The sequence below is a fragment of the Patiriisocius sp. Uisw_017 genome, from assembly GCF_047731265.1.
Taxonomy (GTDB): Bacteria; Bacteroidota; Bacteroidia; order Flavobacteriales; family Flavobacteriaceae; genus Patiriisocius.
The window spans coordinates 2189822-2214599 of sequence record NZ_CP159835.1 but is presented as its reverse complement, the minus strand read 5'-3'; the positions used below and the strand labels follow the sequence as shown (position 1 = coordinate 2214599).

25 protein-coding genes and 2 tRNA genes are annotated in these 24778 nt (G+C 35.3%); 13 read left to right on the top strand and 14 right to left on the bottom strand.

Annotated elements, in window-relative coordinates; all coding sequences use genetic code 11:
* Nucleotides 1-37: 37 nt before the first annotated feature.
* The 7 genes from ABXT67_RS10210 to ABXT67_RS10180 all read right to left on the bottom strand — a co-directional run bounded on the left by ABXT67_RS10210 (nucleotide 38) and on the right by ABXT67_RS10180 (nucleotide 7991).
* A complete protein-coding gene (locus ABXT67_RS10210) occupies nucleotides 38-1297 on the bottom strand; it encodes an asparagine synthetase B (RefSeq protein WP_415373905.1) in 1260 nt (419 codons plus the stop codon).
* Nucleotides 1298-1394: 97 nt separating this feature from the next.
* Nucleotides 1395-2939 (bottom strand): replicative DNA helicase, encoded by a 1545-nt coding sequence (gene dnaB, locus ABXT67_RS10205; RefSeq protein WP_415373904.1) that lies wholly within the window; start codon nucleotides 2937-2939, stop codon nucleotides 1395-1397.
* A gap of 156 nt (nucleotides 2940-3095) precedes the next feature.
* Nucleotides 3096-4049 carry an acetyl-CoA carboxylase carboxyltransferase subunit alpha gene (locus ABXT67_RS10200; RefSeq protein WP_415373903.1) on the bottom strand — a complete coding sequence of 318 codons (954 nt, stop codon included), beginning with the start codon at nucleotides 4047-4049 and terminating at the stop codon, nucleotides 3096-3098.
* Between the two features lie 59 nt (nucleotides 4050-4108).
* Complete coding sequence (locus ABXT67_RS10195) at nucleotides 4109-5008, bottom strand: DMT family transporter (RefSeq protein ID WP_415373902.1); 900 nt, start codon at nucleotides 5006-5008, stop codon at nucleotides 4109-4111.
* Complete coding sequence (locus ABXT67_RS10190) at nucleotides 4995-6074, bottom strand: LptF/LptG family permease (protein WP_415373901.1); 1080 nt, start codon at nucleotides 6072-6074, stop codon at nucleotides 4995-4997. The genes ABXT67_RS10195 and ABXT67_RS10190 overlap by 14 nt, the downstream gene beginning before the upstream one ends.
* Before the next feature lie 152 nt (nucleotides 6075-6226).
* The gene (tgt, locus tag ABXT67_RS10185; RefSeq protein WP_415373900.1) at nucleotides 6227-7357 is read right to left on the bottom strand and encodes a tRNA guanosine(34) transglycosylase Tgt; all 1131 of its coding nucleotides are present in this window, start codon (nucleotides 7355-7357) and stop codon (nucleotides 6227-6229) included.
* A 148-nt stretch (nucleotides 7358-7505) separates the two neighbouring features.
* The gene (locus ABXT67_RS10180) at nucleotides 7506-7991 is read right to left on the bottom strand and encodes a hypothetical protein (RefSeq protein ID WP_415373899.1); all 486 of its coding nucleotides are present in this window, start codon (nucleotides 7989-7991) and stop codon (nucleotides 7506-7508) included.
* 222 nt (nucleotides 7992-8213) lie between these two features.
* Here ABXT67_RS10180 and ABXT67_RS10175 point away from each other — a divergent pair, with 222 nt between their 5' ends.
* Together ABXT67_RS10175 and ABXT67_RS10170 are read left to right on the top strand one after the other, a co-directional pair.
* Entirely contained in the window at nucleotides 8214-9059 is an 846-nt protein-coding gene (locus ABXT67_RS10175; protein WP_415373898.1) for a transketolase, read from the top strand.
* A 93-nt stretch (nucleotides 9060-9152) separates the two neighbouring features.
* Nucleotides 9153-10106, top strand: a complete 954-nt coding sequence (locus ABXT67_RS10170) for a transketolase family protein (RefSeq protein ID WP_415373897.1) — start codon at nucleotides 9153-9155, stop codon at nucleotides 10104-10106.
* A gap of 216 nt (nucleotides 10107-10322) precedes the next feature.
* Here ABXT67_RS10170 and ABXT67_RS10165 read toward each other — a convergent pair whose 3' ends face one another.
* Nucleotides 10323-11261 (bottom strand): FKBP-type peptidyl-prolyl cis-trans isomerase, encoded by a 939-nt coding sequence (locus ABXT67_RS10165; RefSeq protein ID WP_415373896.1) that lies wholly within the window; start codon nucleotides 11259-11261, stop codon nucleotides 10323-10325.
* A gap of 80 nt (nucleotides 11262-11341) precedes the next feature.
* Here ABXT67_RS10165 and ABXT67_RS10160 point away from each other — a divergent pair, with 80 nt between their 5' ends.
* Nucleotides 11342-11716 carry an RNA-binding S4 domain-containing protein gene (locus ABXT67_RS10160; protein ID WP_415373895.1) on the top strand — a complete coding sequence of 125 codons (375 nt, stop codon included), beginning with the start codon at nucleotides 11342-11344 and terminating at the stop codon, nucleotides 11714-11716.
* A 38-nt stretch (nucleotides 11717-11754) separates the two neighbouring features.
* A complete protein-coding gene (locus ABXT67_RS10155) occupies nucleotides 11755-12258 on the top strand; it encodes a phosphoribosyltransferase family protein (RefSeq protein WP_415373894.1) in 504 nt (167 codons plus the stop codon).
* On the opposite strand, the gene ABXT67_RS10150 is transcribed toward ABXT67_RS10155, so the two are convergent.
* Complete coding sequence (locus ABXT67_RS10150) at nucleotides 12250-12771, bottom strand: shikimate kinase (protein ID WP_415373893.1); 522 nt, start codon at nucleotides 12769-12771, stop codon at nucleotides 12250-12252. The genes ABXT67_RS10155 and ABXT67_RS10150 overlap by 9 nt on opposite strands.
* Nucleotides 12772-13033: 262 nt before the next feature.
* Here ABXT67_RS10150 and ABXT67_RS10145 point away from each other — a divergent pair.
* The 7 genes from ABXT67_RS10145 (at nucleotide 13034) to ABXT67_RS10115 (ending at nucleotide 18117) form a co-directional block, all read left to right on the top strand.
* Nucleotides 13034-13106 (top strand) — tRNA-Lys (locus ABXT67_RS10145).
* Between the two features lie 54 nt (nucleotides 13107-13160).
* Nucleotides 13161-13243, top strand: a tRNA-Leu gene (locus ABXT67_RS10140).
* Nucleotides 13244-13669: 426 nt separating this feature from the next.
* Nucleotides 13670-14584, top strand: a complete 915-nt coding sequence (locus ABXT67_RS10135; protein ID WP_415373892.1) for a MerR family transcriptional regulator — start codon at nucleotides 13670-13672, stop codon at nucleotides 14582-14584.
* A 56-nt stretch (nucleotides 14585-14640) separates the two neighbouring features.
* Nucleotides 14641-16104, top strand: a complete 1464-nt coding sequence (locus tag ABXT67_RS10130; protein WP_415373891.1) for a phytoene desaturase family protein — start codon at nucleotides 14641-14643, stop codon at nucleotides 16102-16104.
* Nucleotides 16104-16946, top strand: a complete 843-nt coding sequence (locus ABXT67_RS10125; protein ID WP_415373890.1) for a phytoene/squalene synthase family protein — start codon at nucleotides 16104-16106, stop codon at nucleotides 16944-16946. The genes ABXT67_RS10130 and ABXT67_RS10125 overlap by 1 nt, the downstream gene beginning before the upstream one ends.
* A gap of 4 nt (nucleotides 16947-16950) precedes the next feature.
* Nucleotides 16951-17400 (top strand): beta-carotene hydroxylase, encoded by a 450-nt coding sequence (locus tag ABXT67_RS10120; protein ID WP_415373889.1) that lies wholly within the window; start codon nucleotides 16951-16953, stop codon nucleotides 17398-17400.
* Nucleotides 17401-17406: 6 nt separating this feature from the next.
* A complete protein-coding gene (locus ABXT67_RS10115; protein WP_415373888.1) occupies nucleotides 17407-18117 on the top strand; it encodes a lycopene cyclase domain-containing protein in 711 nt (236 codons plus the stop codon).
* A gap of 213 nt (nucleotides 18118-18330) precedes the next feature.
* On the opposite strand, the gene ABXT67_RS10110 is transcribed toward ABXT67_RS10115, so the two are convergent.
* Nucleotides 18331-18597: a hypothetical protein gene (locus ABXT67_RS10110; RefSeq protein WP_415373887.1), complete on the bottom strand. Its 267-nt coding sequence runs from the start codon at nucleotides 18595-18597 to the stop codon at nucleotides 18331-18333.
* 164 nt (nucleotides 18598-18761) lie between these two features.
* Here ABXT67_RS10110 and ABXT67_RS10105 point away from each other — a divergent pair, with 164 nt between their 5' ends.
* Entirely contained in the window at nucleotides 18762-19007 is a 246-nt protein-coding gene (locus ABXT67_RS10105; protein WP_415373886.1) for a DUF1761 domain-containing protein, read from the top strand.
* Nucleotides 18916-19212: a DUF1761 domain-containing protein gene (locus ABXT67_RS10100; protein WP_415373885.1), complete on the top strand. Its 297-nt coding sequence runs from the start codon at nucleotides 18916-18918 to the stop codon at nucleotides 19210-19212. The genes ABXT67_RS10105 and ABXT67_RS10100 overlap by 92 nt, the downstream gene beginning before the upstream one ends.
* Before the next feature lie 111 nt (nucleotides 19213-19323).
* Here the strand turns inward: ABXT67_RS10100 and ABXT67_RS10095 are convergent, their stop codons facing one another.
* From ABXT67_RS10095 to ABXT67_RS10080, 4 genes are all read right to left on the bottom strand, one after another.
* Nucleotides 19324-20502, bottom strand: a complete 1179-nt coding sequence (locus ABXT67_RS10095) for a hypothetical protein (protein WP_415373884.1) — start codon at nucleotides 20500-20502, stop codon at nucleotides 19324-19326.
* 55 nt (nucleotides 20503-20557) lie between these two features.
* On the bottom strand, nucleotides 20558-21133 hold the full coding sequence (locus ABXT67_RS10090; protein ID WP_415373883.1) for a TlpA family protein disulfide reductase: 576 nt from the start codon (nucleotides 21131-21133) through the stop codon (nucleotides 20558-20560).
* A 140-nt stretch (nucleotides 21134-21273) separates the two neighbouring features.
* Nucleotides 21274-23544, bottom strand: coding sequence for an aconitate hydratase (locus ABXT67_RS10085; RefSeq protein WP_415373882.1), 2271 nt, complete (start codon nucleotides 23542-23544; stop codon nucleotides 21274-21276).
* A 276-nt stretch (nucleotides 23545-23820) separates the two neighbouring features.
* Nucleotides 23821-24774: an AAA family ATPase gene (locus tag ABXT67_RS10080; RefSeq protein ID WP_415373881.1), complete on the bottom strand. Its 954-nt coding sequence runs from the start codon at nucleotides 24772-24774 to the stop codon at nucleotides 23821-23823.
* Between the last annotated feature and the right edge of the window lie 4 nt (nucleotides 24775-24778).

The following is a 24778-nucleotide window of genomic DNA, read 5'->3' as shown; positions in this document are numbered from 1 at the left end:
AAATAAAAAATAAAAATTTCAACCTGGTAAATTTGATTTAGGTCTTCTGCTTTTTCTTCTTTGCTGCGGGGAACAAAACATTATTTAATATCAGACGGTATCCTGGTGATTTAGGGTGGAGTGCCAATTCAGTTTTAGCATCCCCTACTCTATGTTGATAGTCTTCAGGGTCGTGACCTCCATAAAAAGTAAAGAAACCTTTACCTTTAATTCCGTGGATATAGCGTGCTTCTCCACTAGATTTATGTTCTCCTAGTACGAGTACAGTACTTTTTATAGTATTTCGAGCATAGCTAGTTGTTTGCCCCATAAACCCTTTTACTAATGAAGTATGGTTTTGGACTAACATGCAAGGAATTGGATCCCATTTTGCAGAATAGTCCATTAAAGAAAAGTAATCTGTCTCCTTTTTTATTTTGCGCTTAGTCGTCATATCTATTGACGAGAACTCATAGACCATTGGGTTGCGTTCTAGTAAAAAATCCTTGAAAGCAAATGTTCTTTTATCATTTATCTTATTTTGATAATTTGCTTCACTTGGATCGCCATCAAACATAGGTTCACAAATATCAACCCCTTCCGCAGCTAATGCAATATCAAAACTATCAGTAGCACTGCACATAGCGAACATAAAACCACCACCTACTACATAATCTCTAATCTTTAAGGCAACGTCTAGCTTTTCTTCAGAGACTTTGTCATAACCCAACTTACTCGCTAACGCCTCAGACTTTCTCTTTTCTTCAATATACCAAGGCGCAGAGCGATAGGCTCTATAAAATTTACCATATTGTCCTGTAAAATCCTCGTGATGTAGGTGCAACCAATCAAACAACAATAACTCGTCCCTTAGCACCTCTTCATCATAAACAATAGTGTAAGGAATTTCTGCATAGGTCAAAACCATGGTTACTGCATCATCCCAAGGTTGGTTCCCGTTTGGAGAGTACACGGCAATTTTTGGTGCTTTCTCTAGTACTACTGCTTCCATATTTTGGGAAGGGCTAGAAATATCTAAAAGAATTTGTTCTGTTTTGGAGTCGCTTAAGATCTCGAAAGAAACTCCTCTAATCTGGCATTCTTTGCGAATATCTTCGGCGTCTGGAAGTAAGAACGAGCCTCCCCTATAGTTTAATAACCATTTTACTTTAACATCCTTTTCGAGCATCCAATAGGTTATTCCGTATGCCTTTAAATGTTCTTTTTGTCCCTCAAGATCCATAGGGATTAAGATATAGGATGCGAAAGATGGAACTGAAAATAATAAGAATAAAAGTGCTGTAAATAATCTTGTCATAGTGTAAATATACTGACAAAATTTAAGCCAATGTTATAGCTTTTAGACAAATGATATTATAAAAAGAGTAATCCGCAATTTAGCCGAATCAAATAACTTAAAAGGGCACTTCATCCTCACCAGGATCAGTATTCAATGAACTCCCAAAAGCTTGATCTGCCGAAGGGAAGTTTGGTGTTTTAAAAGTGTCATCGTTTGCAGCGGCATTCATACTCGAAGCAATTTCATTGGTAAAAGGAAACGTTTCAAGGTTCTCAAATTTACCAAGATGCCCTACAAATCTAAGACGGATTTCATCTAGCCCTCCGTTCCGGTGTTTTGCCACGATGAATTCACCTTGACCTTCAGTTGGAGAATGTTCATCATCATCCCACTCATCAATTTTATAGTATTCTGGCCGGTAAATAAAAGAAACGATATCTGCATCCTGCTCTATGGCGCCAGATTCACGAAGGTCACTCAATAATGGTCTTTTACTTCCTCCACGAGTTTCTACAGCTCTCGATAACTGGGATAAAGCAATTACTGGAATATTAAGTTCCTTTGCCAATGCCTTTAAGTTTCTAGAAATTGTCGAGATTTCTTGTTCTCTGTTTCCCCCACCTTTATTATTTCCTGCCGTCATTAATTGCAGGTAATCAATCATTATAATTTTGATCCCGTGCTGAGAAGCTAATCTTCTGGCTTTTGCACGTAAATCAAAAATAGAAAGAGAAGGTGTATCATCAATAAACAAAGGTGCTTTTTCAAGTCCTTTTACTTTTACATTGAGCTGTTCCCATTCGTGTTGTTCTAAATTCCCTGTTCTTAATTTTTCTGAAGACAAGCCTGTTTCTGAAGAAATCAAACGCGTAATTAGCTGTACTGAAGACATTTCGCAAGAGAAAAATGCCACAGGTATATTGTGCTCCACCGCCATGTTCCTTGCCATCGACAAAGTGAGTGCTGTTTTACCCATACCTGGTCTTGCTGCAATAATTACCAAATCACTCGGCTGCCATCCTGAGGTTAATTTATCAACCTCTGTAAAACCAGAAGGTATTCCCGATAGTCCGTCCTTATTGGCTATATCTTGAATTCTTTTCTTAGCTTGACTCACCAGATCCATTGCCGTTTCACTAGAACGTTTTAGGTTTCCTTGTGTAACATCATATAGTTTACTTTCTGCAGTGTCCAGTAAATCAAAAACATCTGTAGATTCATCATAGGAATCCTCAATAATTTCGGTTGAAATTTTTATGAGACTACGTTGTATAAACTTCTGTAAAATGATTCTTGCGTGGAATTCTATATGTGCGGATGATGACACTTTTTGAGTAAGTGAAATCAAGTAAAATTCACCTCCTGCTAGCTCCAAAGCTTTAGCCTTTTTAAGCTGCGCCGAAACGGTTAATAAGTCAATAGGCTGGCTTTCGTGGAACAATACATTAATAGCATCAAAAATGTGTTGATGTGCGTCTTTGTAAAATGCATCAACGCTTAGAATATCGATAACCTCATCAACTCCCTTTTTATCGATCATCATCGCCCCTAGAACAACCTCTTCTAAATCAACTGCTTGTGGCGGTAATTTCCCCTTTTCCAAATTTATTATTTGAGAAGGACGATTTGAATATGAGGTTTTAGGTTGCACTTTTTCCATAAAGCGAATGTAAAGAAATTGTTAAGAGATAACAACTTTTATAGAACGATGAATATCTACATGTCATTGTTGAAAACTAAAGATAAGCTGTTAATAACCATAAAAAAAGGCTGAAAGAAAACTTTCAGATTTTCCAATGTATTGTTATCTCCGAAATTAGCCTTTAAAGACTCCCATTTCAGAATATTTATCCATACGTTGTGTTACTAAATTTTCTGGTGATAAGTCTTTTAAAGCTTCATATTCTTTCTTAATTGCACTTGCAACAATAGTAAATGTTTCCTCTGGATTTGCGTGTGCTCCACCCACTGGTTCTTTAACGATAACATCAATGAGTTTTTGCTTTTTCATATCGATAGCTGTTAATTTCAAAGCTTCTGCAGCTTGCTCTTTAAACTCCCAACTGCGCCATAAAATAGAAGAACAACTCTCTGGAGAAATAACTGAATACCAAGTATTTTCTAACATCAATACTTTGTCTCCAACACCAATTCCTAAAGCTCCACCGCTGGCACCTTCTCCTATAATAACAACAATAATAGGCACTTTAAGGCGAGTCATTTCAAGAATGTTTCTGGCAATAGCTTCTCCTTGTCCACGTTCTTCTGCTTCTATTCCTGGGAATGCACCAGGAGTATCAATTAAAGTAACTACCGGCACTCCAAACTTTTCAGCACTTTTCATTAATCGCAATGCTTTGCGATATCCTTCTGGATTAGCCATACCAAAGTTTCGGTATTGTCTAGTTTTTGTATTGAATCCTTTTTGTTGACCAATAAACATATAGCTCTGATCTCCAATTTTTCCTAGACCACCTACCATAGCTTTGTCGTCCTTAAAGTTTCGGTCACCGTGCAATTCTAAAAAGCTATCTCCACAAATTGCATTGATATAATCCATTGTATATGGCCTATTGGGGTGTCTTGAAAGTTGCACGCGTTGCCACGGCGTTAAGTTTTTATAGATGTCTTTTTTAGTCTCTATTAACTTTTTTTCAATTTGCTTACAGGTCTTGGTTACATCTACATCGCTCTCTTCTCCAATAGCGCAAGCCTTTTCATATTGCTCTTGCAATTCTTTAATAGGCAATTCAAAATCAAGATATTCCATACGGTTGTTTGAATGGGTTAGTTTAGGTGTGTTCCGCAAAGATAAAACTTTGTTTTGAGCTAGCCATTATTGCTCGTTTTTTTTCTAATAATTCGGTTCTTAATAATACCGTTAGCAACTACAGTGGCAATGATTAAGGCTGCTCCATAATAAAATTGACTACTCATATTCTCGGCATCACCCAAAATTAATAAGGCTAGAATAATACCGTAAACAGGCTCCATATTTATGGTCAACATCACTGTATACGGGCTAATCCACTTCATAACGTGTACCGATGCAATAAAGGCATAGGCAGTACAAGCTGAAGCTAAAATGAAAAGATAGATCCAATCTTTTGTAGATAGCTGAAAGAATTCTGCTGAAAAGCTACCTGTGAATAATAAGTATACTGAAATACATAACACCCCAAATCCTAATTCATAAAACGATATGGCTGAAGCATCGTACTTAACTGCAAATTTTCCGTTGATAACCGAAAACAAAGCTCCTAAAAATGAGGAGCAAAGCGCTAAGATCATTCCGTTGAAATAATCGCCTTCTACCCTAAATATAATGTATAAGCCCGCGATAACAATCAAACCAAACAATACCTCGTACCCTATAATTTTCCTTTTGTAAAATAGCGGTTCTAAAAATGAAGTAAAAAAAGCACCTGTTGACATTATAGCCAAGGTTACCGAAACATTTGCAACCTTAATCGCTCCAAAAAAGGCGAGCCAGTGCAGCGCTATTATAAGTCCGCCAATAAAAAAGGCTGCTAATGTCTTTGGAGTAAATCGCAATGACTTTTTCTTATAGCTTATCCAAATCAAAATTAGCCCTGTTGCAATCAACATCCTAAACCAAACAAGCGGTAGTGCATCAATAGATATAAGTGCGCCTAATACGGCCGTAAAGCCCCAAATGAAAACTATAAAGTGTAAATGTAGATAATTTAAGAGCTTAGCGTTTTGCATTTCTCAAGAGATAAATTGCCAAGATAGCAAATACAATATTTGGTGCCCAAGTTGCAATAAAAGGAGAAAAATCGCTTTGTTCAGCAAGCGTTCCAAAGATTTTATCAAAGAAAATAAAAACCATCCCTATCGCAATTCCAATCGCCAAGTTAACGCCCATCCCACCACGGCGTTTTACGGAGGATACTGCTACCGCAATAATGGTTAAAATATATGCCGAAACTGGCAAACTCCATCGCTTGTAACGCACTACCTCGTATCTATTTATAAGGTTAGATCCTTTTTCCTTTTCTCTTGCTATAAATTTATTGAGTTCGGGTAAATTGAGTGTTTCCGCAATATATTTTACAGGAGTTAGATCATCCAATTCAAAATTAAAGATAGTATCTAATTGTGCTTTTCGTTCAATAATATCTCCATCTTCTCCAATAATCCTTTTCGTATAGGTGTTTAACGAATACGTGCTGTCTATATCATTGAATTTAATGCGATTGGCAGACAATTTGTAGGTCATTTTCTGACCTTCAAAATGTTCTAATGTAAAGTTGGTTCCTGATTTTTCGTTTACATTAAAATAACTAACATACAGGTAATCATTCTCATTAATTTGACGGTATACATTGGTGTTTTCGTAAGCTTTTTTTCCCTTTTTAAGATACTCGTAGGTAAAGTCATTAAAACCTTTACTGGCACTTGGTGCTATATACATTCCTAAGAAAAATGCTCCAATACAAACCAAGGTTGCCCCTATCATATAGGGTCGCAAGAATCTATAATACGAAACCCCACTACTCAAAAAGGCAATAATCTCTGTGTTATTTGCTAATTTAGAGGTAAACCAGATTACTGAAAGAAATAAAAATAACGGAAATAGAAGGTTGGCAAAGTAAACCGTGAAGTCTAAATAGTATTTAACAACTTCAATAAAAGGAACCTCATTTGCTAAGATCTTGTCAATCTTTTCAGCAAGATTTACGGTAATCCCAATAGGTATAAAAAGCAGCAACAACAGCAAAAAAGTGCCTAAGTATCGTTTTAAAATGTATTTATCGAGAATGCTGAGCAATGTGAGTTGTGAGTTGTGAGTTGTGAGTTGTGAGTTGTGAGTTGTGAGTTGTGAGTTGTGAGTGAAATTTAAAAAACTAATTATGAATTAAACTGATTTTTTTTTAATTCGTTTCCGATTTCGTTTTTCAAATTTCCGCTTTTATTATTCGGTTACAATCTTTTATCCATTTGCTTTACCATCATATTCTTCCACCTCGTGAAATCTCCCGCTAAGATATGTTTTCTTGACTCGCGAACCAACCATAAATAAAAACCGAGATTGTGAATGGTCGCGATTTGACGTCCAAGCATTTCGTTTACCGTAAATAAATGCCGAAGATATGCTTTGCTATATTCCGTGTCAACCCAAGTGATTGCCATATGATCGATAGCAGAAAAATCTGCTTCCCATTTCTTGTTTTTAATATTGATGGTACCGTGGGCAGTAAATAGCATTCCGTTTCTACCATTTCTGGTTGGCATTACGCAATCAAACATGTCTATTCCCAAGGCAATATTTTCCAGTAAATTAATTGGAGTTCCTACCCCCATTAAATAACGTGGTTTGTCTTTGGGTAAAATCGCAGTAACAACTTCGGTCATTGCATACATTTCTTCGGCAGGCTCTCCTACAGAGAGGCCACCTATGGCATTCCCTTCAGCCCCCACACCCGCAATATATTCTGCGCTTTGTTTCCTTAAATCTTTATAGGTACTCCCTTGGACAATTGGGAAAAATGTTTGATTGTAATCATATTTCAGGGGAGTCTTATCTAAATGCGTTAAACATCTTTCCAGCCAACGGTGCGTCATATGCATAGATCGTTTGGCATAGTTATAATCACATGGATAGGGCGTACATTCATCAAATGCCATAATGATGTCTGCACCAATGGTTCTTTGTATTTCCATCACATTTTCTGGAGTGAACACGTGGTAGCTTCCATCAATATGAGACTTAAACTTTACTCCTTCTTCTTTAATTTTTCGGTTATCCGAAAGAGAATACACCTGGTATCCTCCGCTATCTGTTAAAATATTGCGGTCCCAATTCATAAACTTATGGAGTCCTCCCGCTTTTTCAAGAATTGAGGTTCCTGGGCGCAAGTACAAATGATAGGTATTCCCTAAAATGACGTCTGGATTTATTTCCTCTCGTAATTCTCGTTGATGCACCCCTTTAACACTACCCACTGTGCCTACGGGCATAAAAATCGGGGTTTCGATCGTGCCATGATCCAACGTTATTGTTCCTGCTCTTGCTTGCCCTTGAGCATCTGTAGCGTGTAATTTAAAATCCATAGGTTTTCTCTTGCCGTGCAAAGATACTTTTTCGCTTATATATTAGGGGCGATAGTTTGCATAAAAAAAGCCTTCAAAAGTTCATCCTGAAAGCAAAGTTTATTACAAACCGAAAATTATATAAATAGCATTTAAAAAAAATATACTCCTACATTTTTTCGTTTCGGTAAAAAGTTAAAAAATCAACCCCTTTTGTTTTGTTAAGTAAGGCTACTAATTCAATTTTATTTTTTGAAAATGAAATAACATTCCATTTTTTAGAGAGACCATCAATTAAAGGGTTGTTTGTATTATTAAAAGCCATTACAAATTGATCTTCTGAAATTCCAGCAAAGTCCTCATCGTATATATAAGAGCCTTTGTTTTTCTCTGATGTGAACCAATCTCCGGTAAATTTCGAACTATCTGTTGTTGCAATCGTTACGCCATCGCCGCTAAAATTAAAGGAATAGTCTTTCAGAAACAATGTATTATCAGTAGCGTCATTAAAATAATATGCTACAGTCCAAGTTTCGCTCGATGCCGTGTCAAATAATTTATTAGAATCTTGATTATGTGTAATGCCATAGAATGATAAAGTCCCTAAGGAAAGTAAACATATAATCAGGCTAAAAAGTATCAGTTTGTATTTCATATATTAGTTTGGGGAGTTAAAAGGCGTATTAAAGTACAAATTTACAGCGATTACAAAATCCTCTTACTCTCATTAAGAACGATACCTTTATGAGAATGTTACACTTTACTTAGATTAGGGTTCCTGTTAACAAACTTCAAAATTAGTTAATAACATACCTAAAGTAATTTTTGAATGGCGACATGCATCCCTTATTTTTGACCAGAAATTTTAATTTAAAACATGGCTACACTACAAGAATTAGAAAACCTCGTTACACAAGTGCGAAGGGATATTGTAAGACAAGTTCACAAAGTTAACTCAGGGCATCCAGGCGGATCACTAGGATGTACAGAATTTTTTGTCGCATTGTACCAAGAGGTGATGAACAGAAAAGAAATATTTGACATGAATGGAAAAGACGAGGATTTATTTTTCTTATCCAACGGTCATATTTCTCCAGTATTCTATAGTGTTTTAGCAAGATCTGGGTATTTCCCGGTGGAAGAGCTAAGCACTTTTAGACTACTCAATTCAAGATTGCAAGGGCATCCTACCACACACGAAGGGTTACCAGGAATAAGAATAGCCTCTGGATCTTTAGGACAGGGAATATCTGTAGCGATTGGTGCTGCAGAAGCTAAAAAATTAAATGGAGATTCCCATCTTGTTTATGCACTTTGCGGCGATGGCGAATTGCAAGAAGGTCAAAATTGGGAAGCAATTATGTATGCTGCAGGTAATAAAGTAGACAACCTTATTGTGAGTATAGATCTTAACGGTCAACAAATTGATGGTTCAACAGATAATGTGCTACCAATGGGCAATATAAAAGCGAAGTTTGAAGCATTTGGTTGGGATGTGATTTCTATTGCACAAGGAAACAACCTTACCAGCATTATTGATGGACTTAAGAAAGCAAAAGAACAATCTGGCAATGGACAACCCATCTGCGTTTTACTTCATACTATTATGGGTAATGGTGTTGACTTTATGATGCATACACATGCTTGGCACGGCAAGGCACCAAATGATGAACAACTAGAAATGGCCCTTGCGCAAAATGCTGAAACTTTAGGGGATTATTAATTTCTCTTTTATCCTCTTATGGAGGAATTAAAAAAACAACTTACACTTTAAATCACAAGGCCCTTACATAAAGGGGTTTTAGGAGCACATATTATGAAAGAATATAAAGACACAGGAAAAAAAGATACACGATCTGGCTTTGGCGCTGGACTTACTGAGCTAGGAAAATCCAATGAGAACGTGGTAGCATTGTGCGCCGACCTTACAGGATCATTAAAAATGGATGAATTTAAAGCAAACCATCCTGAGCGATTTTTTCAAGTGGGTATTGCTGAAGCAAATATGATGGGAATGGCTGCAGGAATGACTATTGGAGGAAAAATACCTTTTACAGGTACCTTCGCAAATTTTTCCACAGGTCGTGTTTATGATCAAATTCGTCAAAGTATTGCTTATAGTGGTAAAAACGTAAAAGTTTGTGCCTCTCACGCTGGGATTACATTGGGAGAAGATGGCGCAACACATCAAATTCTTGAAGATATTGGCTTAATGAAGATGCTGCCAGGAATGACTGTTATCAACACCTGTGATTACAATCAAACTAAAGCCGCTACCATCGCTATAGCGAAACACAAGGGCCCAGTTTATTTAAGATTTGGCCGTCCAAAAGTTGCTAATTTCACAGCCGAAAATGGAACTTTTGAAATAGGCAAGGCCGTTAATTTACAAGAGGGTGTTGATGTAACTATAGTAGCCACTGGCCATTTAGTCTGGGAAGCTTTAGAGGCAGCAAAAACATTGAATGAAGATGGAATAAGTGCCGCTGTAATCAACATTCATACAATCAAACCACTGGATGCAAAAGCAATTGTTGATAGTGTTAAAAAGACTGGCTGTGTAGTAACTGCTGAAGAACATAACTATTTAGGAGGTCTTGGCGAAAGTGTTGCTCGTGTTTTATCTCAGCAACATCCAGCACCGCAAGAATTTGTTGCAACTCAAGATACTTTTGGAGAATCTGGTACACCAGAACAGCTTATGGAAAAATACGGTTTAAATGCTGCTGCAATTGTAAAAGCTGCAAAAAAAGTTATTGACCGAAAATAATATAAGCGTGTTAGGAAATAAATAAGACGACGCAAGCAAACGACAGAGTAAAATCAGAAAAAAAGAAGCCATCAACCAGTTTGTACGATAGGCCTCAAAAATCAAAACAAACAAGGCAGATGCTCATGGCATTAAACCCTTGGAAATTAAGTGCTATTCATAAAAAAAGTGTTCTACATAAGACCACTTTTTTTATGCGTTTATTTTAGAATACAATTAACTATCTGCATCTAGATAATCAACAATACCATCATTATCTGTATCTGGAAAAGTGATATTTCCTTCGCTATCTACTTCAATTTCATCTTCAGTAGGCCTTCCATCACCATCGTCATCAGCGTCTGCAAAATTTGGGAATGTATCACCATCTGTGTTATCATCTTCTTCTAATCCATTTCCGTTTAAATCTTCCATAACAGAAGGAATCCCGTCACCATCTTGATCTCCTACTTCAGTTTCAAATAATTGAAAAGAAAAAATTAACTGGGCATACACTGGAATTGGAACTGAAGAACCTGGTGGTGGATTTACATAATATCCTAAACCACTTTGCATAAAAACTGCTCCAACGCCAAAATCTTCATATACGACCGTACCGTCCGGATTTGTTATAAAACTAGTAGCTGACTTAAATTCGATCAAAGCATCTTGTAAACCATTTACGATTTGTGTCAGATCAAATTGAATGGGCACTACCGAGCTATCAAACAACTTATTTAATACTTGGCCGGGCTCGTCGCTAATATAAATACCTTCATAGTTTATTCTAGCAATATCTGGAAAACTAGGCTTATCTCCATTCCCCTCTATCACTTTAAGGAAATATAATTTATATTGAACCTCACTATTAACACGGTCTTGAACCATTTTAAAATCTACTTGATCCATCAAACGAGTTTTATCACTGTTATCTCCAGCAAGGGTGTCAAACTTAATTTTAAAATCAAAGTTTTCAGGCGGAGCAGCAAACTCTTCGTAGTTATAAAAATGTGTGTTTAAGTATTCTTCCACCTCATTGGTGCTGTCTATTAGTTCAACAGCTCTATCACGAGCCTCGATAAAATTTGGATCAACAGCACCGTCATCATCATTACAAGCACCTAATAAAAGGAAAGTCATAAATATTACTGAAGGTAAATAGTTAAAATTTTTCACAATAGATTATTTTAGTGCGCAAGATACGATTTTCAGTTATTTTTGTTTAAATTTTTTACTTACATTTTAAGCAATAACACATGAGGGTTGACAAATATTTGTGGTGCATTAGATACTATAAAACAAGAAACATTGCCACACAAGCTTGCAAGAAAGGTGCAGTGCGCGTTAATGACGCACCCGTTAAGCCATCAAGAGACGTATATCCAGGAGACAATGTTACAGTACGGAAGAATCAAATTAGCTACACGCTAAAAGTTTTAGATCTTCCAAAAAGCAGACTTGGCGCAAAACTGGTTGACATGTATCGTAAAGACACCACCCCAAAAGAAGCTTTTGAAGCGAACGATTTATTAAAATATTCTAAAAGCTATTATCGAAAAAAAGGAGTAGGACGCCCTACAAAAAAGGATCGAAGACAAATTGATTCTTATAAAGATACCGAGGAAGAATAAGAGGCTTTTGATTACTTTTGAACACAATAGAACTATTTATGCCAACATCACAAACAATAATACTTGACAAAACGCAAATTGCTCACAAGCTTAAGCGCATTTCTTACCAGATATATGAGGCAAATGTGAATGAAGAAGAAATCATTATTGCTGGGATCTGGGAAAATGGCTATATCCTCAGTAAACGCTTAAAAAGAATCATTGAAACCATTTCTCCCATCAAAGTGACGCTTTGCAAGGTAGGTATCAATAAGAAAGATCCCTTGCAACCTATAACCACATCTCTAAACAAAAATGATTACAAAGACAAATCACTTGTTCTTGTAGATGACGTTCTTCATTCTGGAACTACCCTTATTTATGGCGTAAAACATTTTTTAGAGGCACCTCTTAAACAATTTAAAACTGCCGTACTAGTTGACAGGAATCATAAAAAATACCCTATAAAAGCAGATTATAAGGGCATTTCACTCTCTACCTCTCTTAATGAAAATATCGCAGTCGTTTTTGAAAAAGGAAATGATCGTGCGATACTAGAATAGTTGCAGTAGTATTTCCTCGAGTATTTCATCAACCGTTTTTTCCTCCACCTTGATTTTAATAGCTGCTTGATTATAGTAATGTGCTCGTTCAAAAAGATGTTTTCTTATAAACTCATTCAGCAACTCTTTAGTTTCTAAATGAGATATCAAAGGGCGTTGTTCTTTCTCTTTAAATAAACGATGGGTCAAAACGATATTGTTCGTATCTAAATAGATGGTAATACAGTGCTCCTGTTCTTTCAAGAAATCCATAACGTCACTATAGCAAGGAGTTCCACCGCCAAGTGACAATACAAAATATTTTTTTGTTGCAATTATATGCTTAAGAACTTCAAATTCCTTTTTCCTGAAATAGATTTCCCCCTTTTGTTCAAATATTTCTGAAATCGTATTTTTTTCGATTTTCTCAATTTCAGCATCTAAATCAAGATAGGTTTTCTCAATTTTAATGGAAAGCTGTTTTGCCACGCTAGATTTACCACTACCCATATAGCCTAAAAGTATAATATTCATTGAAATAAATTTAGTGTTTGATTAGGGTGCATTGTTTTAAACGGGACACAAATCACGCTAAACACCTCATTTTTAGTAGTTTTAAAAACATATTAATTCCTGCAAATCAAATTAACCTGCTGGCTTTAAAATAAAGTTCAAATTTAATTTAAAATGCTTTGACAAATAAATATAATGATATTATATTTGCAGCCGCTAACGTAACACATATTGCCTTAGCCTTTAATTACATTTTCTAAATTAGAAATTGATATTAAATTTTGACCAGTTAGCTCAGTTGGTAGAGCACCTCCCTTTTAAGGAGGTGGTCCTGGGTTCGAGCCCCAGACTGGTCACTATAAAAGCCAGATATTAAATACATCTGGCTTTTTCTATTATTACTATTTCATACCCGGGTGCTGAAATTGGTAGACAGGCACGGTTGAGGGCCGTGTGCACTAGCTGCGTGTGGGTTCAAGTCCCATTCCGGGTACAAATTCAAAGAAACGCTTTATTTAATAAAGTGCTTGTATAAACGGTATTTGGCGGTTTATCTTTAGAAAAAAATGATTAGCCAAGGCGTTAACAAATATTTAAAAGCCAAATCCTTGGCGCAATTTGACGGATATTTCTCTAATTGTACCTTAACAATAAGAAGTGTTTAAGATCGTTTTTGAAAACATTCGTTTTGAATACGTTCAAAGTCCCAAAAAACATGGTTATAAATACATTAAGTTCTGTACAATAATTTTGTGTAACCCTTTATAGCAGCAAGTTAAACAAAAAAAGATGGTGATCTAATAATAAATAATACCTAAACGAATGCGTCTTCAAATAGAAAATACCCTTTTTTATTCTTACTAAGCAATCTCACGTGATATTTATTTTGTAAATTCCATGTATTTTAAAATATTAATAAATGAGTGTTAAAACACATTTTAGCATAAAAGATTTAGAAAATTTAAGTGGTGTGAAAGCGCACACGATACGAATTTGGGAAAAGAGGTATGCTTTGTTATCTCCTGAAAGAACAGACACAAACATAAGAAAGTATAACCTTACCGGTCTTAAAAAATTACTCAACGTGACGCTCCTGTATAATGAAGGAGTAAAGATATCTAAAATAGCCAGCTTTGATGAAAATCAAATTCAAACTATGGCGCTCGATTTAAAAAGCATTAACAAAGAATCATTTGCGATCAATAGTTTGAAAACAGCAATGTTAAATTTTGATAGCGACCACTTTAATCATATTTACAATACTTTAGTCGAAAAGAGAAAATTCAAAGACATATTTTTTTCAATATTCGTGCCCTTTCTAAATGAATTAGGCGTCCTATGGCACACAAACTCTATAGACCCTTCGCACGAGCGTTTTATATCAGAATTGATTAAAAGAAAAATGATTGTTCACATTGAAAACCAATGGAAACCTTCAAGTAAAAAATCTAACAAAGCATTATTCTGTCTTTATTTACCAGAAAACGAAATTCACGATATTGGTTTATTATATGCTAATTATGAGTTAGAAAAATCTGGCTTCAAAACTATTTATCTAGGTCAACACATTTCGTTAAATATTTTGGATAGACTTGCGAAACAACACGAGAATATTGTCTTTGTCTCTTATTTTACAATCTATCCTGAAGTGAACGATTTAGAACCTTATTTGGAAAAATTTAATGAAATCATCTGTAGCGAGAAGAGTTTTAATTTTTGGATTTTAGGAAACAAAGGCGGTTTAATAAAACAAAAATCCATTCCTAAGAACATTACATTCATACATTCTATCAATGATTTCCTCGCGAACATTGAAAAGATTACCACCTTATAATTTGCAAACATTTAACTAGTACCTTGTTTAAATAAAATATACATTTGTTAAACAAAATGACAAAATCAATCGCTATTATAGGTTCTGGGTTTTCATCCCTTGCAGCGGCTTGCTATCTTGCTAAAGAAGGCAACCAAGTAACCGTTTATGAAAAAAATGAAATTGTTGGAGGAAGGGCTAGACAGTTTAAAGTAGAGGGGTTTACTTTTGATATGGGGCCCTCTTGGTATTGGATGCCAGATGTATTCGAACGTTTTTTTAATGATTTCGGAAAAAACGCTTCAGACTATTATCGACTTGAAAAACTTCAACCTGCCTATACGGTTTACTTCGGCAAAAACGACTTTATTACCATAGAAGACACGCTAGATAAAATTTGTGCGGCTTTTGAGAAAGAAGAACCAGGAAGCTCAAAAAAATTAAAAAAATTTATTGCTATAGCGCAAGATAATTATAACATTGCCATAAAGGACTTGGTATATCGACCCGGCGTTTCTCCCCTAGAACTTGTAACTCTAGAAACAGCAAAAAGAATAGGTCAATTTTTTAGTACCATTAGCAAGGATGTGAGGAAAGATTTCAACAATCCTAGACTTATTTCTATTTTAGAATTTCCGGTTTTATTTTTAGGTGCAAAGCCTTCAAAAACACCTTCCTTTTACAGCTTCATGAATTATGCAGATTTTGGTTTGGGGACCTTTCAGCCCTACGGTGGAATGTTTAGTGTGATTAAAGGAATGCAATCCTTAGCAGAAAGTTTAGGCGTTAAGGTTTATACTAATCAAAATATAGAAGAAATAGTTTTAGAAGGAACTAAAGCGGTAGGTGTAAAAATAAATGAGAAAGTAAGTAAAGCAGATGTAGTGTTAAGTGGTGCAGATTATCACCATACAGAAACATTATTACCCAAAAACCTCAGACAATACAGCGAGGACTATTGGAATAAAAAAACTTTTGCCCCATCTTCGTTGCTTTTTTATATCGGTTTCGACAAAAAAATAAAGAATGTCACACACCATACCTTATTTTTTGATGTAGATTTCGAACAACATGCAAATGAAATTTATGATACCCCAAAGTGGCCTACAAGTCCCTTGTTTTATGCTAATTTTACGTCTATTACACAACCTGATTTAGCTCCAGAAGCTTGTGAAACTGGCTTTTTTTTAGTTCCTATTGCCCCAGGATTAGATGATACCGAAGCCCTCAGAGATAAATATTATGAAAAAATTATGACCCGCTTCGAAGATTTAACTAGCCAAAAAGTAAAAAATCATGTTATATTTAAAAAGTCTTTTTGTGTAAATGATTTTGTTGAAGATTACAATTCCTATAAAGGAAACGCATACGGTCTTGCAAATACATTATTACAAACAGCATTCTTAAGACCAAAATTAAAAAGCAAAAAGGTGAAAAATTTATTTTTTACTGGCCAACTTAGTGTTCCAGGACCAGGAGTTCCGCCAGCATTAATATCGGGAAAACTAGTTGCTGGACTCATTAAAAAAGATAGCATATAGTGAAAGAACTTTTTGACATAGTATCTCATGCCTGCAGTAAGGAAGTAACTACTTCATACAGCACTTCATTTTCGTTAGCAACTAAAATGCTTGCACCTGCCATACGACAAGATATTTACAACCTCTATGGTTTTGTTAGATTAGCAGATGAAATTGTAGATTCATTTCATGCGTATGATAAAAAAACATTGTTTAATCGATTTGAAGAAAATCTTCATCTAGCACTTACCGAGAGGATTAGTTTAAACCCTATCTTAAATTCATTTCAGGAAACCGTTATAAAATATGATATAGATCTTGAGTTGATTAATGCTTTCATGAAAAGCATGAGATTAGACCTTATTAAATCTACTTATGAGACAAATGAAGAATACAAAGAATATATTTATGGTTCTGCAGATGTCGTTGGCCTAATGTGTTTAAAAGTTTTTGTAAATGGAGATCTGGATAAATATGAAGAATTAAAAGGCTCGGCAATGGCACTAGGATCTGCATTTCAGAAAGTTAATTTCCTGAGAGACTTAAAAGAAGATTTTGATGGGTTGAGCAGAACCTATTTTCCAAATACAAATCTTAAAGCGCTTGACGAAAATGCAAAATCAAAAATCATAGCCGAAATTGAAGAAGATTTTGCAAGGGGATATGAAGGAATACTTCTTTTGCCTACTGATGCTAAATTTGGAGTATTTATGGCATATCGTTACTATCGAAGATTACTAACAAAACTAAAAAAAACACCAGCACTCGAAATAAAAAACACAAGGATTCGTGTTCCAGATTATGAAAAATTTGGTTTATTAACTAGAAGTTACGTAAAATATCAATTGAAATTAGTCAAATAATACGATGCAAATAATTCTTTGGATTTTCATATTTTTTATCACCTTCAGCATTATGGAATTTATGGCTTGGTTTACACATAAATACGTAATGCACGGCTTTTTATGGAATTTACATAGTGACCATCACCATAAAGACCACAAAAGCTGGTGGGAACGTAACGACTTCTTCTTTATATTTTATGCTGCTGTGAGTATTGGTTGCTTAATATCTTGGAGGTATTATGATTTTTGGGCAGGACTACCTATAGGTTTAGGCATCTTTAGTTATGGACTCACCTATTTCCTTGTTCATGATATTTTTATACATCAACGATTTAAGTTATTCCGAAATGCAAACAATTGGTATGCTAAGGGAATAAGACGTGCTCACAAAATACACCACAAACACCGCGGGAGAGACAAAGGGGAGTGTTATGGTATGTTATTGCCTCCTCTAAAATATTTCAAAAAATAAGAACGGATGAAATATCTATACCTATATCTAAACATAGGATCATTTATTATTCCATTTCTCTTCAGTTTTTATCCTAAATTTCAATTTTACACTAAATGGAAAAGTCTCTTTTCAGGGATCATCGTGATGATGGCATTTTATATTTCGTGGGATATTATTTTTACCCAAAATGGATTTTGGGGGTTTAACGAGGCTTATATTACTGGGTATTCTCTCGCCGGTTTACCAATTGAGGAATGGCTTTTCTTTATATGTATTCCTTATGCATGCATATTTACACATTACGCCCTTAAGCACTTTTTCCCAGACCTATCCTTTTCGAAGAGAACCACATCCATTTTTTATGTTGCCCTGCAAAGTATCTTAATTATCACTCTTTGGTATTATTATGATCGATGGTATACATTAATAAATTTTGGCTACACTATTTTACTGTTAGGATTTGTATATAACTACGCTCCAAAAAAGTTAGCCCAATTTCTTCCTTCCTTTTTAATCATATTACTCCCATTTTTTTTTATAAACGGTGTTTTAACAGGCAGCGGGATCGAGGATCAAGTAGTTTGGTATAATGATAGTGAAAACATGGGGATAAGAATTAGCACTATTCCAATAGAAGATTCTATGTACGCTTTAGGAATGATACTCACAGTATTCGTTATTATGGAATGGCTGCTAGAAAAATATCCAATGCAAGGATCCGCTAAAACACCTTAAATGGAAATTAGCATAGCCGTGCTATTAGGGTTAAGCACACTTTTATTCATAGGACCTGTATTTTTTTATTTAATAAAAGCACACTCCCTTTTGGTAAAAAAGCGGGGATTGCCTTTGCGTTTGGAATCATTACTGGTGATATACTTTATGTCCTTTTTTACTGAAAGGTTTTGGCACCAATCTAAGGTCTGCTCAAAATCAACAACTATTAGCCTATGGTGGTGCGATATTGCTCCTATACCTTGGAACTCCATATATATTTAAACCAAAAAACACTCCCGAAACTTTAGAAAAACCAAAAATCAACACCCTAATTTCCATTGGGCTATAAGGTTTTTTACTAAACTTTTTAAACCCTTTTGTTATCGCAGTATGGCTTGGGTTTTTAACTATTAATACAGCAACATTTTCTACTGAAACGGAGATATCTATTTCTCTTCTTGCAACATTAGCAATCATCTTTATAACCGATTGTTTCAAGGTTTATTTTGCTCAATCTATCAAAAAATGGATACAACCTGAGGCGACGAAATACCTACACCCATCCATTGGTTTAGTTCTGGTTATTTTTACTATTAAATTGTTGAACAGCACACTATAGTATTTTTTAACTATATTCAAAAGCCACCCTTAAACCAATAAATATGTTTCCAAATTTCATTTTCGCAGCAGTAGCCGCGCTTATACCCTTGATAATGGGTTATATTTATTATCATCCAAAAGTATTTGGCACCAAATGGATGAACTTTTGCGGGCTTACCGAAGAGAAACTTGAAAAAGATAATATAGCGGTGATTTTTGGCGCCTCTTATGTACTCAGCTTTGTTTTCCGTCTCTTTGTTCACCTTAGTGGTTCATCAAACAGATTTGTATTCTATTTTAATAGATGAACCTGGGTTTGGCGAAGAAGGTTCCCCAGTCATAAATTACATTGCCGATTTCATGAACAATTATGCTGACCGTTTTAGAACCATTAAACATGGAGCATTACACGGTGGTTTAATAGGTGGGTTTGTAGCTATGCCTATTATAGTGACCAATGCATTATTTGAAAGAAAAGGCCTTAAATGTAGCTTTTTAAATGCCGGTTATTGAATTGTAACGTTGGCACTTATGGGTGGTGTTTTATGCCAATGGGGGTAAAACGATTTATGATTGTTGGTCGCGATTTATAATCTTAAATAAAAATAATATCCTCAATTTAAACTATTTATTATAATATTTAGCTTTAAACGGTTTCCGCAGTTCATAAGGGCTTGCGGAAAGCTTTTTTAATACACCCGCCATAATAAAGTTTTTTAACTTTGAACTATGTTTGGCGTATAAAACCATTGGAACTGGCACTGCGCCTAAAGAACTTTTGAGTAGTTCGCTTGTTCTTCCCAAATGGATTTGTAGCACTTTATTTTCGATTGCTTGTGATATATAGTCGTACAGCAACCTCTGGTAGATACCTTTAGACACATTTAAGTCATAATCAAAACCAACATAATTTGCTTCTAAAACATTTCCATTTAAAAAAGCAGTACTAAACCCTATTATTTGGTTCTTATAAAACAAAGCTGTGAATGAAAATTTTTCTTTCAAATTTTCTTTTAAAACTGCAAAACAATCTGCGGTCATGACGCCAAACATATAATCACTACTTGAAATCACATTATTAAATAATACATTGATCTCATTTTTATACGCTAAAATTTCAGTTGGAGAACAGGACTTTATTTCAAGTTCTTTGGATTTTTTAAAAACGCTTTTTGCTTTGGTTCTATATTTAGCCTTCACATCATCAAAGTAATCTTCGATGGTTTTCCATTCAGAAGAAATAGGCAGAATCATATTCACATCAATTTCAAAATCTAGAAACCCTTTTTCTTTCAAAAAATCTGTAGCACATTTTGTTTGTGGGAAGAACTCTTTAAACAAAGTTCCAGAAATTCTTTTTTCAGGATACAATGCATCATATTTTATTCTTACTTCCTTGCTACAATTTCTTAAGACAAGCATTGTTGTCTCCGGATCAATTCCTTTCGATGTTAAAAAGCCATGCTCTCCTGCGGCAAATACATTTCCACATACCATTATTATGGAAGAAAATCTTCCTTTTGAATCTTTTACTAAATTAGAAGTGATCGCCTTTGGCTGACTCTTATTCAAAAAAAGAAAAGGCGCTATTTGAAAAACAGCAATAGCTTCAGGTTTTTGATTCTTATCATAAACAATTGCATAGTAAAAGCATACAGTCGTATTTAATGTTGTTTCTAAAGCCTTTAAATATTCAAGAGATAAAAAAACGTCTCCATTATTTAATATAGCATTCCATTTTTCTACGGGGATATTTCCAGCACTTGAAAAAATATGAAATGAATGTGTGTGTTTTGAGCCCAAATAATACTTTAAAGAGTGAAGCAAATATAACGAAAATCAAACGTTTGAAATTTGATTAATCAGGTGTTTCATTATTGACTAATATATTTAGTAAGTCAACGACTGTATCACTGTCCCAATCTGCCGCACCCATATTATCTACAACAATATTCCCATCTTTAGAGATAATATAGGTGGTGGGTAGTGACTTTGTTTGTAGTTTCTCTGGCGCTAAACCCAATGGCATATAGACTGGAAAATCATAGTTGTTAATTTGAAGAAATTGAATCAAGCGCTCCTTTTTTTCATCTGAAACAAAATAGAAATCAACATCATTTTTAAATTGAGAATATAACTTCTGCAAAGAAGGCATTTCGGCAACACAGGGTGGACACCACGTAGCCCAAACATTTACGACAACCACTTTGTTTTTAGAATTTGCTAAATTGGCATCTACCCCTACTAAGGTTTTAAGTGACCAATGATAATCATGTAATTTAGGCTGATCTTCGACCGCATTCACACTTGGACTAAAGCTAAATAAACGCTGTAAATTCACCTGAATAAACATCCTTGTTTGCGGAATAAAAAACAAGGCAAGGATTAATAGAAACAAGATGTTTGACCAGTGTTTCTTTAGAAAACGCATCATATTCAAAATGTTTTATTAGACTAATGACGTATTATTAGCATTCTTCCACTGAGTGATTATATATTCAAAAGTCGACTAGAGACAACCCTTTTACAAAAAAAGCCTCCTTTCTGGGAGGCTTTTATATCATAATTAAAAAATTAAGCGTTTTGCTTTTTAATAAGGTTTAACGCGCTACCTTCTCTAAACCACTCTATTTGAGCATCATTATATGTATGGTTTAATTTGATAACCTCTCTACTTCCGTCTGCATGAACTGCCTCTAACGTAAGTTGTTTGTTTGGAGCAAAATCTGCTATATCAACAAAATTAAATGTATCATCTTCTTGGATTAAGTCGTAATCAGCTTCAGTAGCAAATGTTAATCCTAACATCCCTTGCTTTTTCAAGTTGGTTTCATGAATACGAGCAAAAGATTTTACAATAACTGCTGCGACACCTAGATGACGTGGCTCCATTGCTGCGTGCTCTCTTGATGACCCTTCACCATAATTGTGATCTCCTACCACTATCGTTTTAACTCCGGCAGCTTTATACGCTCTAGCGGTATCTGGCACTCCACCAAACTCCCCATCTAATTGGTTTTTTACAAAATTTGTTTTCTTTCCGAAAGCATTTACGGCTCCAATCAAACAGTTATTAGAAATGTTATCTAAATGCCCACGGAAACGTAACCAAGGACCCGCCATAGAAATATGATCTGTTGTACACTTCCCGAAAGCTTTAATAAGCAATTTCATCCCTTGCATCTCACTATCAGTAATTGGCTCAAAAGGGGTTAATAACTGAAGCCTTTCACTTGTTGGGCTTACCGTTATTTTTATACCACTACCATCTGCCATTGGGGCAACAAAACCGTTTTCTTTTACCTCAAAACCCTTTGGTGGTAATTCCCAACCTGTTGGTTCTTCAAAACGTACTTCCTCCCCATTATCATTAATAAGTGAATCTGTCATTGGGTTAAAATCTAACCTTCCTGCCAATGCAATTGCTAATGTTATTTCTGGCGAAGCTACAAAGGCGTGTGTATTTGGGTTACCATCTGCACGCTTTGCAAAGTTTCGGTTAAAAGAGTGTACAATACTATTTTTAGGTGCATTTTTTGGATCACTATAACGTGCCCACTGGCCAATACAAGGTCCACAAGCATTTGTAAAAATTGTAGCATCTAGTTTTTCAAATACATTTAAAATTCCATCTCTTTCCGTAGTATATCTTACCAACTCAGAACCTGGATTAATTCCTAATTCAGATTTAAGTTTTAAGCCTTTATCTAATGCTTGTTGCGCAATGGAAGAAGCCCGAGACAAATCTTCATAACTAGAATTTGTACAAGAACCAATCAATCCCCACTCTACCTTCATTGGCCAATCATTATCAGCAGCCTTTTTTGTCATTGCTTTACCCACTGTGGTAGATAAATCTGGTGTAAAAGGTCCGTTTAATAGCGGTCCTAATTCAGATAGGTTAATGTCGATAATTTGGTCAAAATATTTTTCTGGATTTTCGTACACATCAGTATCTGCTGTTAAGTGTTCTCTTACTTTATTAGCCGCATCTGCAATATCTTCACGATCTGTTGCACGTAAATAACGCTCCATAGAATCGTCATAACCAAAAGTTGAAGTAGTCGCTCCAATTTCAGCTCCCATATTACAAATAGTCCCCTTCCCTGTGCACGACATGGAGATTGCTCCGGGTCCAAAGTATTCAACAATGGCACCAGTTCCACCTTTCGCTGTTAAGATTTCAGCAACTTTTAAAATCACATCTTTTGGTGCTGTCCACCCAGATAATTTTCCAGTTAAACGGACCCCTATCAATTTTGGAAATTTTAATTCCCAAGCCATTCCAGCCATTACATCTACCGCATCTGCACCACCCACTCCAATAGCAACCATTCCTAAACCTCCGGCGTTTACTGTGTGACTATCTGTACCTATCATCATCCCGCCAGGAAAAGCATAATTTTCTAACACTACCTGGTGAATAATACCTGCACCCGGTGCCCAGAATCCAATTCCAAATTTATTAGAAACTGAACCTAAGAAATCAAAAACCTCATTACTTACTTCATTGGCGTGTTTTAAATCTTGTTTCGCCCCTTGCTTTGCTTGGATTAAGTGATCACAATGGACGGTAGTAGGCACTGCAACTTTATCCTTACCTGCTTGCATAAATTGTAATAAAGCCATTTGTGCTGTTGCATCTTGACAAGCAATACGATCTGGTGCAAAATCTACATAATCCTTTCCACGGTTAAACGCCTTTGTTGGAATTCCATCCCATAAGTGATTGTATAAAATCTTTTCTGAAAGTGTAAGTGGATGCCCTACAACTTCGCGCGCTCTATCCACACGTTCTGCCATTTGTGCATACATTTTTTTAATCATGTCTATATCGAATGCCATAGTAATTTTGCTTTATTATTTTTAGTATTACATTGTATTAAATCCCTTGATTTACAAGTGTTGCGAAGATACAAAATTCTGAAATATTTTAAAAATACACAGTGGATTTGACGATTTATTGAAAAATAGTCAATATCACGTCTGTTTGATTGTAAATTATTATCAAATTAATAATAATAGTGTATTGAAATTAAGAAATTGAAAATATCTCACTTAGTAAAAATCAAAAAAGCGCTCAATTATTGAGCACTTTTGAGTCTTAAGCATATTTTTTCTTTAGAAAAGACTTGTTATAATTTCTTCAATTGTGAGTCCTTCGGCTTCTGCTTTGTAATTTTTAATCATTCTATGTCGAAGAATCCCAATGGCAACTTTTTGTACATCGGCAATGTCTGGCGAAAATTTTCCGTGGAGCGCTGCATTCGCTTTTGCAGCTAAAATTAAATTTTGTGATGCACGTGGACCTGCTCCCCAATCTATATATTTTTTTACATTCTCCGGGGCTGCTTGACTTTTCGGTCTTGTTTTTCCAACAAGTGTAACGGCATATTCAACTACATTATCTGCAACTGGAATACGTCTTATTAATTGTTGAAAGTCTATAATTTCTGATGCTGAAAACAAAGCATTTACCTTTTCTGCTGCTCCAGCTGTAGTCGCTTTTACAATCTCTACTTCCTCAGTAAACGAAGGGTAGTCTAGATTAACAGCAAACATAAAACGGTCTAGTTGTGCTTCTGGCAATGGATACGTACCTTCTTGTTCAATTGGGTTTTGAGTTGCCAAAACAAAATAAGGTTTGTCAAGCGTGTAATTATTACCAGCTACAGTAACAGATCTTTCTTGCATCGCTTCTAATAAAGCTGCTTGTGTTTTAGGCGGTGTTCTATTAATTTCATCTGCAAGGATGATGTTAGAAAATATTGGACCCTTAATAAATTTAAAAGTACGATTTTCATCTAAAATCTCTGAACCCAAGATATCACTTGGCATCAAATCTGGTGTAAACTGTATACGTTTAAACTGCAATCCTAATGCCTGAGAAACCGTATTTACTAAAAGTGTTTTTGCCAAGCCTGGAACACCAATCAACAAGGAGTGACCTCCAGAGAATACTGCAAGTAAAACCTGCTCTACTACTTCGTCTTGACCAACAATTACTTTTTTAATTTCTTTTTTTAAAGTTTCATATTTTGAAACCAATTGTTCTACTGCTGCTACGTCTGACATTTAT

What these genes read in the sequence shown, in the direction of transcription:
- ABXT67_RS10160 (WP_415373895.1), top strand. Translation starts at nt 11,342, where the DNA reads ATGAGGGTTGACAAATATTTGTGGTGCATTAGATACTATAAAACAAGA.
- ABXT67_RS10120 (WP_415373889.1), top strand. Translation starts at nt 16,951, where the DNA reads ATGCAAATAATTCTTTGGATTTTCATATTTTTTATCACCTTCAGCATT.
- ABXT67_RS10115 (WP_415373888.1), top strand. Translation starts at nt 17,407, where the DNA reads ATGAAATATCTATACCTATATCTAAACATAGGATCATTTATTATTCCA.
- ABXT67_RS10135 (WP_415373892.1), top strand. Translation starts at nt 13,670, where the DNA reads ATGAGTGTTAAAACACATTTTAGCATAAAAGATTTAGAAAATTTAAGT.
- ABXT67_RS10195 (WP_415373902.1), bottom strand. Translation starts at nt 5,008, where the DNA reads ATGCAAAACGCTAAGCTCTTAAATTATCTACATTTACACTTTATAGTT.
- ABXT67_RS10155 (WP_415373894.1), top strand. Translation starts at nt 11,755, where the DNA reads ATGCCAACATCACAAACAATAATACTTGACAAAACGCAAATTGCTCAC.
- ABXT67_RS10085 (WP_415373882.1), bottom strand. Translation starts at nt 23,544, where the DNA reads ATGGCATTCGATATAGACATGATTAAAAAAATGTATGCACAAATGGCA.
- ABXT67_RS10105 (WP_415373886.1), top strand. Translation starts at nt 18,762, where the DNA reads ATGTTTCCAAATTTCATTTTCGCAGCAGTAGCCGCGCTTATACCCTTG.
- ABXT67_RS10175 (WP_415373898.1), top strand. Translation starts at nt 8,214, where the DNA reads ATGGCTACACTACAAGAATTAGAAAACCTCGTTACACAAGTGCGAAGG.
- ABXT67_RS10180 (WP_415373899.1), bottom strand. Translation starts at nt 7,991, where the DNA reads ATGAAATACAAACTGATACTTTTTAGCCTGATTATATGTTTACTTTCC.
- tgt (WP_415373900.1), bottom strand. Translation starts at nt 7,357, where the DNA reads ATGGATTTTAAATTACACGCTACAGATGCTCAAGGGCAAGCAAGAGCA.
- ABXT67_RS10210 (WP_415373905.1), bottom strand. Translation starts at nt 1,297, where the DNA reads ATGACAAGATTATTTACAGCACTTTTATTCTTATTATTTTCAGTTCCA.
- ABXT67_RS10130 (WP_415373891.1), top strand. Translation starts at nt 14,641, where the DNA reads ATGACAAAATCAATCGCTATTATAGGTTCTGGGTTTTCATCCCTTGCA.
- dnaB (WP_415373904.1), bottom strand. Translation starts at nt 2,939, where the DNA reads ATGGAAAAAGTGCAACCTAAAACCTCATATTCAAATCGTCCTTCTCAA.
- ABXT67_RS10200 (WP_415373903.1), bottom strand. Translation starts at nt 4,049, where the DNA reads ATGGAATATCTTGATTTTGAATTGCCTATTAAAGAATTGCAAGAGCAA.
- ABXT67_RS10150 (WP_415373893.1), bottom strand. Translation starts at nt 12,771, where the DNA reads ATGAATATTATACTTTTAGGCTATATGGGTAGTGGTAAATCTAGCGTG.
- ABXT67_RS10090 (WP_415373883.1), bottom strand. Translation starts at nt 21,133, where the DNA reads ATGATGCGTTTTCTAAAGAAACACTGGTCAAACATCTTGTTTCTATTA.
- ABXT67_RS10080 (WP_415373881.1), bottom strand. Translation starts at nt 24,774, where the DNA reads ATGTCAGACGTAGCAGCAGTAGAACAATTGGTTTCAAAATATGAAACT.
- ABXT67_RS10170 (WP_415373897.1), top strand. Translation starts at nt 9,153, where the DNA reads ATGAAAGAATATAAAGACACAGGAAAAAAAGATACACGATCTGGCTTT.